The sequence below is a fragment of the Pedobacter agri genome, from assembly GCF_032678665.1.
GTDB lineage: Bacteria > Bacteroidota > Bacteroidia > Sphingobacteriales > Sphingobacteriaceae > Pedobacter > Pedobacter agri_A.
The window spans coordinates 27,386-43,053 of the sequence record NZ_JAVTSH010000001.1 but is presented as its reverse complement, the minus strand read 5'-3'; the positions used below and the strand labels follow the sequence as shown (position 1 = coordinate 43,053).

Below are 15,668 nucleotides of genomic sequence, written 5' to 3'. Positions count from 1 at the left end.
GCAATTCTTTAAATGTTTTGTTTCTTCTTTTGAGCTAAAATATATTCCGCGGTGCGCATAGAGAGTGCAAGAATTGTCCAGGTAGCATTTTTATCGCCCTGTTGTACAAACGGGCCAGCATCAACTACAAACAAATTTTTACAATCATGCGCCTGACAATATTTGTTCAAAGCGGATTTTTTAGGATCATCACCCATACGTATGGTTCCCACTTCATGGATAATTTTGCCGGGAGGAAGTAAGCCATAATTGGTTTCAGGGCCTTGAATTTCTGATGTTACTACGCCGCCCATTTCTTTCATCATGTGTAAGAAAGTATCTTGCATGTGTTTCGCTTGCAAAATCTCCTCCTTTGCCCACTTGTAGTGAAAACGCAAAACCGGAATACCAAATTTGTCAACCGCATTTGGGTCTATTTCGCAATAATTATCTTCACGGGCAATTGCAGTTCCCCGGCCAGCCATGCCCACCGTTGTACCATAAAACCTGCGATAGTCATCTTTTAATGATTTTCCATAACCTCCTGCGTCTTTCATCTTACCATCCCGGCCCGGAACCATACCGTTCATTTGCGCCACACCTCCGCCAAAGCCATAAGCAGGCATTCCCATTCCGCCCCAGTATTCGATATGGTAACCGCGTGGAAAATTTAACTTTTTATTATCCAGCCACCAGGGTGAGTAAATGTGAACACTGCCTAAACCATCTTCATTATACCGTTTACGATCCATTAACTGTGGAAGAAAACCCGACACACTTACTCCTGTAGAGTCATGAAGGTATTTACCAACAACGCCACTACTGTTGGCTAAGCCATTAGGATGTGCCGAAGATTTCGAGTTCAATAAAATCCGGGCAGATTCACAGGCACTCGCACCAAGGATCACCATTTTTCCGTTAACCTGGTATTCTTGTAAATCTTTTCTATTGACATATGAAACGCCTTTCGCTGAACCATCTTTATCGGTAATCACTTCACGTACCATAGCCTCAGTAATCACTGTTAAGTTCCCTGTTTTTACTGCCGGGATGACAAGGCAAGAAGAGGAAGAAAAATCGCCGTAAACTTTACAACTTCTGCCGCATTGGCCGCAATAGAAACATGGAGCCCTATCGCTGTTATTTGGTAATGGTTCGGTAAGTACAGAGCCACGTCCAGCAATTACTTTAACTCCGGCTTTATCTGCTCCTGTTTTGATGAAAAGCTCTGTTAAACGAGGCTTTGGCGGTTTCATAAAGATGCCATCGGGTTCATTAGGTAAGCCTTCTTTGGTTCCGTAGATACCAATCATGCGATCAACCTTATCATAAAATGGCTTTACATCATCGTAAGTGATCGGCCAATCGTCTGTTAATCCATCTTTAGCCTGGAAATCTAATGGACCCATTCTGAGGGAGATTCTTCCCCAGTGGTTTGTTCTTCCACCCAGCATTCTCGAGCGGAACCATTCAAACTCAGTTTTGTTTTTAGTGGTATAAGGTTCTCCTTCTAATTCCCAACCGCCATATGAAGCGTCGAAATCTCCAAACGGACGAACGGTACTTGCACCTCTGCGGGGAGATTCCCATGGCCATTTTAGTTGGTGGGCATCTAATCTCGGATCGAAATATTGCCCCGCTTCAAGCATCAAAACTTTTTGTCCGGCATTTGCCAAAACATAGGCCGCCATGCCACCGCCTGCTCCCGATCCAACAATAATAGCATCGTAAACAGTTGGCGATTTTTTTATCTGAAAGTCACTCATGAATATTGGTTAGAAATGAATTGATATTCTAAGCTAAAGTTAATTTTTTTGAAATAAAAGCGATTGGTGATTTTGGAATGATTACAGATAATATCTTGCTTACTGATATTCCTAAATCGTATTACCTAAATCTTTTCTTAACTTATCGAAAACCAGCTTTTAGAATATTTTTCCATTTGGATTTTAAGATTTTCGCTGGCAAAAAGTCGCTCAATTGTTACATTAATTTCTGCAGTCTGTTCTGCAGATAAATTGGTTTATCTTTGTGGTTTAAAATTTATCGATGGTATTTTCAGCACATTTAGAACAATTTACATCGGCTTTAACGCAAAGCCTCAATGACCAAAATTTTGTTAAAGTTTCGCTAGGGAACTATAAAGGGGAAGAAAATGCGTTGAAGCAAATTCATATCCGTAAAGTGATTATCAAACGAGAAGATAAGCTTGCTTTTACCTTTCGTTACCAAACACGTGATGTGGTTAAAAATTTTGATTTAAACGAGGGCATTAACTTAATCGCTGAATACCTGAATACTGGTTTTAGAATTGGTACGCTGTTTACTACAGTGAAAGATTTAATCCTTGAGCAGTTGAATAATGGTAAGGTTGTATTAAGGGAAACAAAGGCTTCTGCGACTGAGGTGCCAACAGCGAGTCACGATAAAGAAAAATCAAGGCTAATTACAACTGATGCAAAATCATATTTAACCGAGTTAAAAATTACTGATGCTGATGGAAAAGTGTTTAAAAATGCACAGGATAAATTTCGGCAGATTAATCACTACATCGAAATTTTAAGTTCCCTGATTAAAGAATTACCCGATAGTACCATAAAAAAAGTTGCCGATATGGGGTCGGGAAAAGGCTATTTAACTTTTGCCTTGTACGATTATTTACATTCCGTTTTAAAGCTAGATGCTGAAGTTGTGGGAGTGGAATATCGTCAGGATATGGTTGATTTATGTAACAGTGTTGCAAGGAAATCGAGCTTTAATAAATTGAACTTTGTTCAGGGAACAATTGAAGACTATCATGCTGAAGACGTTAATTTATTAATTGCACTTCATGCATGCGATACGGCTACTGACGATGCGATTTTTAAAGGCATTAAAGCTAACGCTGAATTGATTGTGGTTGCCCCTTGCTGCCATAAACAAATCCGGAGGGAAATTGAGCAGAATAAAGTGAAAAACGACGTTTCTTTTCTGACTAAATATGGCATCTTTTTGGAACGTCAGGCCGAAATGGTGACGGATGGAATTAGAGCTTTGATTCTGGAATATTTTGGCTACAAAACCAAAGTATTTGAATTTATTTCAGATGCGCATACCCCAAAGAATGTGCTGGTCGTTGGGATTAAGAAAAGTCCGAAGTCTTTAGTTGGAAGTCAGATGAGTGAGGAGCAGAAAGTATTGCTCCAAAAAATTAAAGACAGTAAAGCTTATTTCGGAATTGGTTATCATCATTTAGAAAGATTGTTGAACTTGTAGTAATAAACTCGTCATGCCGAATTCATTTCAGCGTCTGAAACTTTAATCCGCTTTGCATTGAAGACCTTGGAATGAATTTAGCGTGATGCTAGTATTAAACATAAATCCAAAGTAATACTGGCTTTTTCTTTGTTTTTAAAAGCGCATCTATTTTGCGCATCACTTCATCAGCCAAAACAGGGCAACCAGCACTTTGACCAAATAGGGTTTGCGGATAAATTTCTTGGTTAGGAACTGGCGTGTACGAATGTAATACAACAATTCTTTTAAATGCATTGTTATTTGTTTCTTCTAAGCCATGCATTTTGTAGTGTATATGAATTCCCCAGTTGCTATATGAACGCCCTTTAACTTTATACTTTCCTAATGATGTACAATTGCTACCCAATTTGTTGCTGAATACTGGTTTTGTTGCCGTACTTCCATTGCCAATGCCATGAGCGCAAAGCCCTTCGATAAGGATTTTTTCTTTGTTAAAATCGTAAACGAAAATTCTATTCTTACCCGAATGGATGCTCATATCGACCAATATGGCAACTGAAATATCCATTTTGTTTTTCTTACAAAAAGCTAAAGCTTCATTGATTTTTGTCTCACTTATTTTATTATTCGAAGATGGTTTAAAACTGAAGAGGATAAAAGCACTGATGAGGATTGTGAAATTTCTCATACTCTCTCCTTACTTCAAATGCAATAAAATAATAGCAATTAATGCAGGAATAGATTGGACATAAAGAATTTTTTTGCTAGCGGTGGTTGCGCCATAAATGCCGGCAATAACTACACAGGTTAAGAAAAATACCGCAACGTATAATCTCCAGTGATGATCGCTGATACAAAGTGACCAAATTAAACCAGCCGCAAGAAAACCGTTGTATAAGCCCTGGTTTGCAGCCAATGTTTTTGTTGGTACAAATAAATCTTTTGGGATGGTTTTAAAAACTTTAGGTGCTCGGGTAGTCCATGCGAACATCTCCAACCACATGATATAAATGTGAATAGCGGCTACTAAGCCGATGAAAATTTGTGCTGCTAACTGCATTTTGTTTGGTTTTGAGATTGAAGATACAACAAATAAGGTATTATCTACTAGTAAATGGACGCTGCGATTTTCACTGGATTGAAAATATTGTTTAGAAAATATCTTACTATTACATTACAAGTCAGAATAATTATATCTTTCTTGAAATTTTACTAAAAGCTATATTTCTGATAATCAGCTGCTGTAAGTTTATTTTAACTTTTATTTAACTTTTTTTACTAACTGATGCAACCAATGTTTGTAATCTGCCATCTTCTATCTACAAACACACAATGAAATTGACGCGGAGCTATACGATAAACGATTTGATGGAGGGCTGCAAAGCAGGCGACCGGAAGATGCAGGAGTTGCTTTACAAGCAAACTGCCTCGAAAATGCTAGCGGTTTGCATGCGCTACGCAAAAGATAGAATGGAGGCTGAGGATGTATTACAAATGGGCTATATCAAAGTTTTTCAAAAAATTAAAGAGTACCGGGGTGAGGGTTCTTTTGAAGGGTGGATCAGGAGAGTAATGGTGAATACGGCCATTGAAAGTTACCGCAAAAATTTAAGAAGCCTGAATGTGGTAGAAATTGATGAGGCTTATGAGCAACCATCAACAGGGTTTGACTTTGGAACTTTAGGCATGCAGGATTTAATGAAAGTGATACAAAAATTGGCTGATGGCTATCGGATGGTTTTCAATATGTACGCCATTGAAGGCTATTCACACAAGGAAATTGGAGAAACGCTGGGGATCTCCGAAGGCGCCAGCAAATCGCAGTTATCAAGAGCCAGAGCAATTTTAAAAGAAGAAATTATAAAAATGGAGGGATTTGGTTATGCAACCTATACAGGATAAAGATTTCGATAAGTTATTCAAAGATGCTTTCGACGATGCAGAGATTACACCATCGAGAGACTTATGGGCAAATATTGAAAGCGAAATTGAACCAAAGAAAAAACGAATTATTCCGATTTACTGGTTAGCTGCTGCAGCAGTTTTGGTAGTAACAACAGTTGGAATTTTAGTTTATCAACAGCAAGTTGTTGAACCAAAACAGTTTGCAAATAATATCGCAACTAAAACTGAAAAACCGGCGATCAAAATTCAACCGGTTGGAGACTCGACAAAAGTTGTTGAAGCCGTAACACAAAAAGTTGAACAAGCTTTACCGGTTACTGCGAAACCTGTTCAGGCGATTGCGAAAAATGAGGTTAACAAAACAATTAAGCCAGTAGAGAAACTGAAAATAATTTCTGCTCCTGAAATGCAAAAACAAGAAACCATGATTGCTCGGGTGGAGAAACCTAAAGAAGACATCAAGGCTAAAATTGAGGATGCGGTTTCAAGGGTTAATCAAGAGACTGTAATTGCATCTACCGCTACGGCAATAAAAGCAGATGAAGTGACAGGAGAGGATAACCAATCAGATAATAAAGGCATCCGAAATGTTGGCGATGTAGTAAACCTGATCGTAAATAAGGTTGATAAAAGAAAAGATAAGTTTATCCAGTTTCGTACCGATGATGATGATTCTTCAATCTCCTCTATTAATATTGGCCCGTTCAAATTCGGAAAAAAGAAAAAATAATTAGGATTGATTAAGGTTTAAAAATCGGGTTGTTAAATCTATCATTCAATAATTCATTCATTTAAAATATAAACACACACAAATATGAAACGTCTAATTTTTACAGCACTAATGGTAAGCGGACTTGCCGGTGCTTTTGCTCCAAGCGCTTTTGCACAACAAGATAGTACCAGAAGAAATAAAAAAGATTTAAATTATGGTATTGTTACGATCACCAGAGGTGATAAAGATAGTACTCAAACAGATCCTAAAAAAGGTAGGTTCATAGGAGGTGTAACTTTTACCCGAATTGATTTAGGTTTCTCCAGATTAATCGATAATGGAAGCTTCAATCTATCTCCAAATAACGAATTTCTAGATTATCGCGGCGGTAAAACCAGTACATTTTCTTTTGATGTTTTGCAATTTGGCTATCGTTTTAACTCTAATTTTAAACTTTATATAGCTGGAGGTTTCGACTGGACATTAATCAGGTTGAGAGATAATGTTACCATTCAAAAAAACCTGCCTACGTTAACGGCTCTTCCAGAAAATGTTGATTTTTCTAAAAATCGTTTTTCAAGCAGCTATGTTCACATTCCTTTAAATTTTGAGTTCCGCACCAATGAAACCCGCAAAGGAAAAAGATTCTACTTTATCTTAGGTCCTGAAGTTAGTTTCTTATTGGGTGGAAAGGTTAAACAAATCAGCGAGGAGTTTGGCAAGCAAAAACAATATGATAACTATCACTTCCAGTCAGTTCGTTACGGAGGTTCATTCAGGTTTGGTTACGGTGGATTAGGTTTATTTACCAAATACTATTTTAACGATATGTTCGATACAGCGGCTCAGGCAGGATTAAAAAACATGAGCTTCGGAGTAACTTTTGGCTTAAATTAGCACCATTAACGTTTTGGTTTAAACTCATGAACCAATGATTGATTAACGATTAATACACACAAATAAAACTAGATCCTGTTTCGGTTAGGCGAAACAGGATTTTTTGTTAAAACATTTTCGGTAAAGCTTTAGTCTTTCTGCTTTAAGCTTTATATTTACCCTGTGAGCGATACGATAATCAGTGTAAAAAACCTAACGAAACAATACCAATCAGAACAGGCTGGAGGGATAAAAAATATTAGTTTTGACATTAATAGCGGTGATGTAGTTGCCATTATTGGCGAAAGCGGAAGTGGAAAATCGACGTTGTTAAAATCAATTTTCGGTTTGTTAAAAACCGACGAAGGCAACGTTTTCTTTGAAGATAAGCGTGTTTTAGGACCTGATGAACAACTGATTCCAGGGCATAAACAAATGAAAATGGTTACTCAGGATTTTTCATTGAATATTTATGCGAAGGTTTATGATAACATTGCCTCACAATTATCTAACACCGATTTAAAAACCAAGGCCGAAAAAACCTTGGCAATAATGGAACATTTACGCATACTTCCGCTGCAAAATAAAAAAATTATAGAGCTAAGTGGCGGTGAACAACAACGTGTTGCCATTGCCAAAGCGATGGTTGCCGATACTAAGGTTTTATTGTTGGATGAACCCTTTAGTCAGGTTGATGCTTTACTTAAAAACCAATTAAGGGCCGATATTAAACGTGTTGCGGCAGAAACAGGGGTTACGGTTATTTTGGTTTCACACGATCCCGCTGACGGATTGTTTTTAGCCGACCAGTTGCTTATTTTGAGAAACGGCGAACTTCTGCAAACCGGTAAACCATCTGAAATTTACCAGCATCCAAAACACATTTACACGGCACAAATTTTAGGAAATGCTGTTGTTTTATCTCGTGGCGATGCTGAAAAAATAGGACTTAAAACTTTCTCGGGAAATGTAGTTTTCTACCCGGAATGGGCAGAGATCAGCAACAATTGGAGCAGCAGGCGTTTTGAGGTAAAAGATGTTTATTACAAGGGTTTTTACGATGAATTACTATTAGAAAGAAATGGGGTAACGGTTCGGGCGTTACAACTGAACAGGGGAGAGCATAAAAAAAACGACCACGTTCAACTGAACATTAGTCGTTTTTTAGAGTTTTAATTTTATTAACAGTTAGTTTCCAGCATAATCTGATGGAATAATAACAACCTTAACCAAGGTATTATAATTTGGTGGAACTGTGGAGGTTAAATTGTTAGTGTCTTGAACATCGAACCTCAAACCGCCACTGTAAACTTTATAACTAAAAGCATTATAATTATATGTATAGGGTAACTGAATGTCGCCCGTTGGAACCTCCACAGGATGTTCAAAATAAACTAAAATACCCTCATCGTCCAATGTTATTCCGTCAATTGCCGCTAATGATTTGTTAACAGAATAGCTTCCATTAGCATTACGTTGCCATTCATTTGCATTGATCGTAAAGTTGTACGTTTTTGCCCTTAACTCTTGATAAATTGTTTCTTTCTTGCATGAAGCCAGGCCTAGCGTAGCAATGCAAAGCATTAGGATAGTAAGTTTTTTCATTGTGATTAGTTTTTATTTGTGTGTGTATTGTGCATAATACAAAACAACTGCCAAAAATTCAGAATCACACATTGTGGATTAATAATTGTTTATCTTAAGGATCACAATAATGAAATTTCGGTTTGTATGAGAATAATTTTTAGAGTTTTGCCCTGGTTAATCCTGCTGGTTGCAGGCTATTTTTTCATATCAAAAAAGTTCAGTATCAACACTTCAGTAGAGAGCAAACATCAGCTATTGGTCGAAAAAATTGAGGCTATGGGCAAGTTAGAGCTGGTTCGTTATCAAATTAGCGATGTTATTGAGCATAAAAATAAAACAGATTTCCTGCCCGAAGCCAGCGTTTTACTCATCGTTAAAGCAGAGGCAGTAGGCTGCATCGACCTTACAAAAATTACACGTGAAGATATCAAAGTTGAAGCCGATACCGTTGTAGTAAATTTACCACAGCCAGAGATCTGTTACGTAAAAATTGATCACGAAAGTTCACGGGTTTATGATACCAAAATGGCCTATTTCAGGGAGGCAAAATTGGTAGATGAGGCTTACAAAGCGGCAGAGCAAAAAATATCTTCAGAAGTTAAAAAATCCGACATACTAGCCCAAACTAAAACCAATGCATCAAGTGTGTTGAAGCCGATTATCGAAGGTTTAGGCTATAAAAATGTACGGCTGACTTTTGACTAAAAATTAACCACAAAGGTCTCAAAGAAAAATGTTTTCTAATCTTTGTGGTTAAATTCTATTTTAAAAAATCCTCACGGTGTGGATTGAAAATATCAATTAACAAACCCGCTTCTAAGCAAACAACGCCATGAAATACATTCGAAGGTGCAAAAAAAACATCTCCTTCGTTAAGTATTTTCTTGTCATCACCCATGCTTACTTCAAAACTGCCCTCTGCCACGTAACTTAATTGCAAATGTGGATGATTGTGAATTGTTCCGATAGCGCCTTTTTCAAATGCAACCTTAACCAGCATTAAATTATCATCAAAAGGCATTACCCTACGCTTTACACCTCCACCCAAATCATCCCAATCGAGGTCGTTATCCGTTATTAATGTTTTGTTGGTTAAATCTTTGAAATTCATTTTTCTAACTTTTAACGTCACCCTGAATTTATTTCAGGGTGTTTTTTGTTACTAAGATGCTGAAATAAATTCAGCAGGACGAAATGTATTAAAATAGTCTTTGCGTTCTTTGCGAAAAACTCAGCGTCCTTTGCGGTTAAATCGGTTAAACTAACTATACTAAATACTCAAATAAAGTCTGGTCTTGATTCAACTCGATAATCTCGAATTTAAAATCTTTCATGCGTTGCAATAAGCTTGCATAATCGTCTTTGTTGGTCAATTCAATTCCAACTAAAGCAGGCCCGTTTTCTTTGTTTGTCTTTTTAATAAATTCGAAACGGGTAATGTCATCCTGCGGACCTAAAACCTCATTCACAAATAACTTTAAAGCTCCCGGACGCTGCGGGAAACGAACAATAAAATAATGTTTCAAACCTTCAAAAAGCAAAGATTTCTCTTTGATTTCCTGCATGCGTTCGATATCATTGTTGCCACCACTCACCACGCACACAACGGTTTTGCCCGCAATCTGGTCTTTTACCTGCTCTAAAGCTGCAACTGATAATGCGCCTGCAGGTTCAACTACAATCGCATCTTCGTTGTAAAGTTTTAAAATAGTAGTACAAATTTGCCCTTCCGGAATAAGGTAAGTCGAGCTCAGCAATTCCTTACAGTATTGGTAAGTAATCCAGCCCATTCTTTTCACCGCTGCGCCATCAACAAAACGTTCTATATTTTCAACCGTAACTGGCCCACCATTTTTAAGGGCCTCGCTTAACGATGGTGCACCCATTGGTTCTACGCCGAAAATTTTCACATCAGGTTTTACGGTCTGCAAATAAGCACTTACGCCAGAAGCTAAACCGCCGCCACCAACAGGTACCACAATCACATCTAAATCCGGCAAATCCTCAAAAATTTCCATCGCGACAGTCGCCTGCCCTTCAATTACTTTTTCATCATCAAATGGCGGAATAAATGTCGATGACTTTTCTTCACAGTATATTAAGGCTTCTTTCAGGCAATCATCAAAAGTATCGCCAACCAACACAATTTCAATATTATCGCCGCCAAACATATTTACCTGTTTAATCTTTTGCTTTGGCGTTATTTCAGGCATAAAAATTACACCTTTAATCCCTAGTTTTTTACAAGAATAGGCAACACCTTGCGCATGGTTACCAGCACTTGCACACACAATGCCGTTTTTCAGCTCATCGGCAGGTAAGGCACTTATTTTATTATAAGCACCACGTAATTTGTACGAACGCACAATTTGTAAATCTTCTCGTTTGAGATAGATGTTTGCATTATACTTTAACGATAATCCTGCATTAAATTCAAGCGGAGTGCGTTTTACAACGCCAGTCAAAGTTTTAAAAGCCCTTTCAAAATCGAAAGTGTTTTTTATTGTATCGTTCATTTTTTAACCCCAAACCCCTATATGGGCTTTTAATATTGTGTACATTTTTTTTGAAAAGCAAGTTTTGTGCTTTTCGGTTATTGTAGTCCTGCCATACATTACAATCTTTTTGCGATTATCAGTCTGAGCTTGTCGAAAACCTGCAAACAAAAAGTATTTCCATTGCTGTCAGGTTTAGCAAACCTTAGTCTGTGCAGGGAAGTAAAAATTAACCCCCAACCCCTGTTTGCAAGTAGGGAGGAGAGTTTCATTCAAAGTCCAAGTCGCAATGATTGCTTCACGCTTTAGCCTTTCAGCTTTTAAGCCAAATGCAAAGCGACCAATTGGTTCAAATCAGTATCGTTAATACCTTGTTTGCTGTCTGCTAAAACAAGGAATTGTTTGTAAACGATATCTAAATGTTCTTTTTCTAATTTATGTCCTAAGCGGTCTAAATGGTGTTTCAAGGCCGCACGACCACTTCTAGCCGTTAATACGATTGTTGCATCAGGGAAACCAACATCCTGTGGTTTAATAATTTCATAATTTTCACGGTTTTTTAAGAAACCATCCTGGTGAATTCCAGAACTGTGAGAAAAAGCATTACCACCTACAATTGCTTTGTTAGGTTGTACCGGCATGTTCATTTGGTTTCTCACCATGTGGCTCATTTCGTAAAAACGAGTCGCATCAATTTGAGTATTCAAACCTAAAACCTTATGCGTTTTCAAAATCATCACCACTTCTTCCATTGAAGTATTGCCGGCACGTTCTCCGATTCCGTTGATGGTACATTCTACCTGACGGGCACCGTTTTGTAAACCAGCAATGGAGTTGGCAGTAGCTAAACCTAAATCGTTATGGCAATGAACCGAGATAATGGCATTATCGATATTTTTCACGTTTTCTTTCAAAAACAAAATTTTCGATCCATACTGGTCTGGTAAACAGTAACCATTTGTATCTGGAATGTTTACTACAGTGGCACCGGCAGCAATAACAGCCTCAACCATCTTCGCTAAAAATTCAATATCTGCTCTGCCCGCATCTTCTGCATAGAACTCGATATCTTCAACATATTTTTTAGCATATTTTACGGCATCAACAGCACGCTCTAAAATGTCTTCGCGGGTGCTGTTAAATTTATGTTTAATGTGGAAATCTGAAGCGCCAATTCCAGTATGAATACGAGGACGTTTTGCATAACGCAAAGCATCGGCAGCTACATCAATATCATTTTTATTTGCACGCGTTAAAGCGCAAATGATGGGGTTGTTAACAGCTTTTGAAAGTTCAATAACGCTGTTAAAGTCACCTGGACTAGAAACCGGGAAACCAGCTTCAATAACATCAACACCTAAAAGCTCGAGTGATTTAGCGATTTCTACTTTCTGGTTTGTATCTAACTGGCAGCCTGGAACCTGCTCACCATCACGTAAGGTGGTGTCGAAAATATAAACTTTGTTCGGGTCGTGAATCATAATCTTTTATTTAGGAATTGATTAATTTTTTTGATAAGAATTTTAATACCAATTTGCCCATTTCGGCAGTGCCTAAAACTTTAAATCGGTTGGTGCTTTGGTCGGCAATGTCGTGTGTTCTAAAACCTTCTTTTAAAACGGCATCAACAGTATCAACCAATAATTTAGCTTCATCTTTTAAGCCGAAACCAATTTCGAGCATTAAAGCTGCGGATAGGATAGAGGCCAAAGGATTTGCTAAATCTTTACCGGTAATATCATGTGCCGAGCCATGAATGGGCTCGAAGAAGCCTGTGCTCTCGCCTACAGATGCCGAAGCCAGCATCCCCATCGAACCTGCAATTTGCGAAGCTTCATCAGTTAAGATATCGCCAAATAAATTTGCGGTTAAAACCACATCGAATTTCTTAGGGTTTTTAATTAACTGCATCGCAGCATTATCAATAAACATGTGTTCCGTTTCCACATCAGGGTATTGTTTTGCAATCTCCTGAACGGTTTCACGCCACAAGCGAGAACTTTCTAACACGTTTGCTTTATCAACAGAACATAACCTTTTGCTGCGTTGCTGAGCAGCCTGGTAAGCTTTGTGCGCAATACGCTCCACTTCGTAGCGGTGGTAAATCATCAAATCAGAAGCCGTATTTCTATCTTCGGAACGCGATTTTTCGCCAAAGTAAACATCGCCTGTTAATTCACGGAAGAATAAAATATCGGTTCCTTTTAATATTTCCGGTTTAATGCTCGATGCCTGAAGAAGTTCATCAAATAGTAATATCGGGCGGAGGTTTGCAAATAAACCAAGTTCTTTGCGGATTTTTAAAAGGCCTTGTTCTGGTCTAACTTTTAAACTCGGGTCGTTATCGTATTTGGCATGGCCGATGGCGCCAAAGAGGATGGCATCGCTTTTTCTTGCTTTTTCTAAGGTTTCGTCTGGCAAAGGTTCGCCGGTTACTTCGATAGCCGCATGGCCCATTAAAGCTTCATCAAACTCAAATTCATGACCGAAAATTTCTGCAATTTTCTCAAGTGCTGCTTTTCCCCAAGTGGTTACTTCTGGTCCAATACCGTCTCCAGGTATTACTAAAATGTTCTTCTTCATTTTCGACTTCTATTGTTTTTCGGCTAATCATTTGCCACGGAGACTCGGAAATTAGGAAAAAATTGATTCCGTGTATTCTGTGTTTCCGTGGCAATTATGTTTTAGCTTAGTATTTCTATATTCAAATTTTCGACGACTTTTACCTCGCCTTTTTCTAATAATATTCTTTTTTCGATGCAGGTTGGCAACTGCGATTCAAAATGGCCAACATAAATTAAGGTCATTCCGTTGCTGCACAACTCATCAACCAATTGGTTAAAATGCTGCGTTTGCTGCTGGTCCAAACCCTGGCAAGGTTCATCCAGAATTAATAATTCCGGGTTTTTGATGATGGTTCTCGCCAATAAAACCAATCGCTGTTTACCTAATGGGAGCGAGGCTAACAACTCATTTTTACTTTCTGTTAGTCCAAAATATGCTACCAATTCATCAACCTGTTGGCTTTTACTGTAAGGCAATTGCTGAAATAACCCAACGGTATCATAAAAACCAGACGCAATGCTTTGCCAAACAGTAGAATTGGCATCAAAATACCAATGAAATTCAGGAGATATTAAACCAATGTGCTGCTTAATGTCCCAAATGCTTTCGCCACTGCCTCGTCTGTTTCCAAATAAATAAAGTTCGTTCGCGTAAGATTGCGGATGGTCGCCATTTACCAGGCTTAACAAAGTTGATTTTCCGGAACCATTGTGGCCTTGCAACAACCATTTTTCGCCTGCCTTAACTTCCCAATTAATATTCTTTAAAACCTGCTTTTCGCCATAGCTGATGTTCACATCAATCATTTTTACAATTTCTTCTGATGAATAAAGCGGCGATTCTTTCAAGAAATCTGGAATTTCTTTTAAACGTTTTTCATCACGCACCGCTGATGTAGCTCTTGAATCTGAAACACTAATTTTGCCATCTTTTATCTCCGCGAATCGATTAATTGAAGTCGGTAGTTCGGTATCGTTCGAAATCAAAATCAACTGAACACCATTTTCAGCAACTTCATCCATTAAAAGATTCAGGTTGTTACGTGATGCAGCATCCAAGCCTGTGTAAGGTTGGTCGATGATTAACAATTGCGGTTTAAGCCACAAAGCTTTAACTAATTGCAGTTTTTTGTGTTCGCCGCTTGATAATTCTATTAATTGCGAACTGGCAAAAGAGGAAAAATTTAAGGCTTCTAAAATGTGTTCAACTTGATCTAGATGAAGACCTTTTTCTTTACCATAACTCACCAGTTCTGCATGAACGGTAAGTGTGTCTTTCGCCTGCTGACTGGTGTAACGTTGCTGATAATAAAAGTTTGCAACGCCTTCTAAATTTTTAAACTGATACCAGCTTTCTACAAATAAAACTTCAGCAGGTAACTGGCTTTTATCATTAAAGTTGATTTTTACTTCGCCAATGGCACTTTGTAAGCCAGCAATTATTTTAGCTATGGATGTTTTTCCACTTCCACTTTCGCCAGATAAAACATATTGTTCACCAGTATTTATAGTCCAGTTCAAATCCTTTAACACCGATTTTTGTTGGTGTTTTAGGTTTAAATCTGAAATGGCAACAAAAACCCCTAAATCCCCTAAAGGGGACTTTGATTTTCTATCGTTAATGTTTATCGGACCAGCCATTTTTACAATTGTATTTACTGTGGGTTTTCAGTTCCTCCTTCAGGGGGCTAGGGGTTTTCAAATTCCTCAATCAAATCCTTCTGCGCCAGGATGAAATCGATATCATCATAACCATTAATCAGACACGATTTTTTGTAAGCATTGATCTCGAAAGATTCCTGAGCACCTGTTTCAACAATGGTTACCGTTTGGTTTTCTAAATCAACCTCCAATGGAGATTTTGCATTGTTATCTACTGCCTTGAAAATTTGTGCTAAGAAATCCTCACTCACTTGGATCGGTAGCAAACCATTGTTCAAAGCATTGCCTTTAAAAATGTCGGCAAAGAAACTACTGATTACCGCATCGAACCCTGCATCTTGTATCGCCCAGGCCGCATGTTCACGGCTGCTTCCGCAACCAAAGTTTTTACCAGCTACTAGAACCTGACCGCTGTAGGTTGGATTATTCATCACGAAATCTGCTTTAGGCTGATTATCGTTTTCATAACGCCAGTCGCGGAACAAGTTTTCGCCAAAACCCTCACGAGTAGTCGCTTTCAAAAACCTCGCAGGAATAATCTGGTCGGTATCGATGTTCTCTATGTTTAATGGCACTACTGCCGATGTTAATTTTGTGAATTTTTTCATTGTGTCGTTTTTTTGTTCTTTGGTTTGTTGGTTGTTTAGACTT

At 38.2% G+C, this 15,668-nt stretch carries 16 protein-coding genes; 6 read left to right on the top strand and 10 right to left on the bottom strand.

Translation table 11 applies throughout. The annotated features are described in order from the left end of the window. Positions 1-8 precede the first annotated feature (8 nt). Positions 9-1,745, bottom strand: a complete 1,737-nt coding sequence (locus R2Q70_RS00190; protein WP_316805705.1) for a GMC family oxidoreductase — start codon at positions 1,743-1,745, stop codon at positions 9-11. 283 nt (positions 1,746-2,028) lie between these two features. Here R2Q70_RS00190 and R2Q70_RS00185 point away from each other — a divergent pair, with 283 nt between their 5' ends. Beyond that, the gene (locus tag R2Q70_RS00185) at positions 2,029-3,234 is read left to right on the top strand and encodes an SAM-dependent methyltransferase (RefSeq protein WP_316805704.1); all 1,206 of its coding nucleotides are present in this window, start codon (positions 2,029-2,031) and stop codon (positions 3,232-3,234) included. A gap of 94 nt (positions 3,235-3,328) precedes the next feature. Here the strand turns inward: R2Q70_RS00185 and R2Q70_RS00180 are convergent, their stop codons facing one another. Further along, positions 3,329-3,904, bottom strand: a complete 576-nt coding sequence (locus R2Q70_RS00180) for a murein L,D-transpeptidase catalytic domain-containing protein (protein WP_316805703.1) — start codon at positions 3,902-3,904, stop codon at positions 3,329-3,331. 9 nt (positions 3,905-3,913) lie between these two features. Next, positions 3,914-4,276, bottom strand: coding sequence for a DUF1304 domain-containing protein (locus R2Q70_RS00175; RefSeq protein ID WP_316805702.1), 363 nt, complete (start codon positions 4,274-4,276; stop codon positions 3,914-3,916). A 272-nt stretch (positions 4,277-4,548) separates the two neighbouring features. Here R2Q70_RS00175 and R2Q70_RS00170 point away from each other — a divergent pair, with 272 nt between their 5' ends. From R2Q70_RS00170 to R2Q70_RS00155, 4 genes are all read left to right on the top strand, one after another. After that, positions 4,549-5,118 carry an RNA polymerase sigma factor gene (locus R2Q70_RS00170; RefSeq protein ID WP_010601060.1) on the top strand — a complete coding sequence of 190 codons (570 nt, stop codon included), beginning with the start codon at positions 4,549-4,551 and terminating at the stop codon, positions 5,116-5,118. Next, positions 5,099-5,851 carry a hypothetical protein gene (locus R2Q70_RS00165; protein ID WP_316805701.1) on the top strand — a complete coding sequence of 251 codons (753 nt, stop codon included), beginning with the start codon at positions 5,099-5,101 and terminating at the stop codon, positions 5,849-5,851. Before R2Q70_RS00170 ends, R2Q70_RS00165 begins: the two co-directional genes overlap by 20 nt. 84 nt (positions 5,852-5,935) lie before the next feature. After that, a complete protein-coding gene (locus R2Q70_RS00160) occupies positions 5,936-6,730 on the top strand; it encodes an outer membrane beta-barrel protein (protein WP_316805700.1) in 795 nt (264 codons plus the stop codon). Positions 6,731-6,892: 162 nt separating this feature from the next. After that, on the top strand, positions 6,893-7,885 hold the full coding sequence (locus tag R2Q70_RS00155) for an ABC transporter ATP-binding protein (RefSeq protein WP_316805699.1): 993 nt from the start codon (positions 6,893-6,895) through the stop codon (positions 7,883-7,885). Positions 7,886-7,897: 12 nt separating this feature from the next. Here the strand turns inward: R2Q70_RS00155 and R2Q70_RS00150 are convergent, their stop codons facing one another. Further along, the gene (locus R2Q70_RS00150) at positions 7,898-8,314 is read right to left on the bottom strand and encodes a hypothetical protein (protein WP_316805698.1); all 417 of its coding nucleotides are present in this window, start codon (positions 8,312-8,314) and stop codon (positions 7,898-7,900) included. 126 nt (positions 8,315-8,440) lie between these two features. Between R2Q70_RS00150 and R2Q70_RS00145 the strand changes: the two genes are divergently transcribed. Next, positions 8,441-9,001 (top strand): DUF4230 domain-containing protein, encoded by a 561-nt coding sequence (locus R2Q70_RS00145; protein WP_316805697.1) that lies wholly within the window; start codon positions 8,441-8,443, stop codon positions 8,999-9,001. Between the two features lie 55 nt (positions 9,002-9,056). Here R2Q70_RS00145 and R2Q70_RS00140 read toward each other — a convergent pair whose 3' ends face one another. From R2Q70_RS00140 to leuD, 6 genes are all read right to left on the bottom strand, one after another. Further along, positions 9,057-9,407 carry a cupin domain-containing protein gene (locus tag R2Q70_RS00140; protein WP_316805696.1) on the bottom strand — a complete coding sequence of 117 codons (351 nt, stop codon included), beginning with the start codon at positions 9,405-9,407 and terminating at the stop codon, positions 9,057-9,059. Between the two features lie 154 nt (positions 9,408-9,561). Next, positions 9,562-10,812, bottom strand: a complete 1,251-nt coding sequence (gene ilvA, locus R2Q70_RS00135) for a threonine ammonia-lyase IlvA (protein WP_316805695.1) — start codon at positions 10,810-10,812, stop codon at positions 9,562-9,564. A 299-nt stretch (positions 10,813-11,111) separates the two neighbouring features. Beyond that, entirely contained in the window at positions 11,112-12,272 is a 1,161-nt protein-coding gene (locus tag R2Q70_RS00130) for a 2-isopropylmalate synthase (protein WP_316805694.1), read from the bottom strand. 10 nt (positions 12,273-12,282) lie between these two features. Continuing rightward, positions 12,283-13,374 carry a 3-isopropylmalate dehydrogenase gene (gene leuB, locus R2Q70_RS00125; protein WP_316805693.1) on the bottom strand — a complete coding sequence of 364 codons (1,092 nt, stop codon included), beginning with the start codon at positions 13,372-13,374 and terminating at the stop codon, positions 12,283-12,285. A 101-nt stretch (positions 13,375-13,475) separates the two neighbouring features. Further along, entirely contained in the window at positions 13,476-14,996 is a 1,521-nt protein-coding gene (locus R2Q70_RS00120) for an ATP-binding cassette domain-containing protein (protein ID WP_316805692.1), read from the bottom strand. Between the two features lie 47 nt (positions 14,997-15,043). Further along, a complete protein-coding gene (gene leuD / locus R2Q70_RS00115) occupies positions 15,044-15,625 on the bottom strand; it encodes a 3-isopropylmalate dehydratase small subunit (protein WP_316805691.1) in 582 nt (193 codons plus the stop codon). Between the last annotated feature and the right edge of the window lie 43 nt (positions 15,626-15,668).

What these genes read in the sequence shown, in the direction of transcription:
- R2Q70_RS00190 (WP_316805705.1), bottom strand. Translation starts at nt 1,745, where the DNA reads ATGAGTGACTTTCAGATAAAAAAATCGCCAACTGTTTACGATGCTATT.
- R2Q70_RS00185 (WP_316805704.1), top strand. Translation starts at nt 2,029, where the DNA reads ATGGTATTTTCAGCACATTTAGAACAATTTACATCGGCTTTAACGCAA.
- R2Q70_RS00180 (WP_316805703.1), bottom strand. Translation starts at nt 3,904, where the DNA reads ATGAGAAATTTCACAATCCTCATCAGTGCTTTTATCCTCTTCAGTTTT.
- R2Q70_RS00175 (WP_316805702.1), bottom strand. Translation starts at nt 4,276, where the DNA reads ATGCAGTTAGCAGCACAAATTTTCATCGGCTTAGTAGCCGCTATTCAC.
- R2Q70_RS00170 (WP_010601060.1), top strand. Translation starts at nt 4,549, where the DNA reads ATGAAATTGACGCGGAGCTATACGATAAACGATTTGATGGAGGGCTGC.
- R2Q70_RS00165 (WP_316805701.1), top strand. Translation starts at nt 5,099, where the DNA reads ATGCAACCTATACAGGATAAAGATTTCGATAAGTTATTCAAAGATGCT.
- R2Q70_RS00160 (WP_316805700.1), top strand. Translation starts at nt 5,936, where the DNA reads ATGAAACGTCTAATTTTTACAGCACTAATGGTAAGCGGACTTGCCGGT.
- R2Q70_RS00150 (WP_316805698.1), bottom strand. Translation starts at nt 8,314, where the DNA reads ATGAAAAAACTTACTATCCTAATGCTTTGCATTGCTACGCTAGGCCTG.
- R2Q70_RS00145 (WP_316805697.1), top strand. Translation starts at nt 8,441, where the DNA reads ATGAGAATAATTTTTAGAGTTTTGCCCTGGTTAATCCTGCTGGTTGCA.
- R2Q70_RS00140 (WP_316805696.1), bottom strand. Translation starts at nt 9,407, where the DNA reads ATGAATTTCAAAGATTTAACCAACAAAACATTAATAACGGATAACGAC.
- ilvA (WP_316805695.1), bottom strand. Translation starts at nt 10,812, where the DNA reads ATGAACGATACAATAAAAAACACTTTCGATTTTGAAAGGGCTTTTAAA.
- R2Q70_RS00130 (WP_316805694.1), bottom strand. Translation starts at nt 12,272, where the DNA reads ATGATTCACGACCCGAACAAAGTTTATATTTTCGACACCACCTTACGT.
- leuB (WP_316805693.1), bottom strand. Translation starts at nt 13,374, where the DNA reads ATGAAGAAGAACATTTTAGTAATACCTGGAGACGGTATTGGACCAGAA.
- R2Q70_RS00120 (WP_316805692.1), bottom strand. Translation starts at nt 14,996, where the DNA reads ATGGCTGGTCCGATAAACATTAACGATAGAAAATCAAAGTCCCCTTTA.
- leuD (WP_316805691.1), bottom strand. Translation starts at nt 15,625, where the DNA reads ATGAAAAAATTCACAAAATTAACATCGGCAGTAGTGCCATTAAACATA.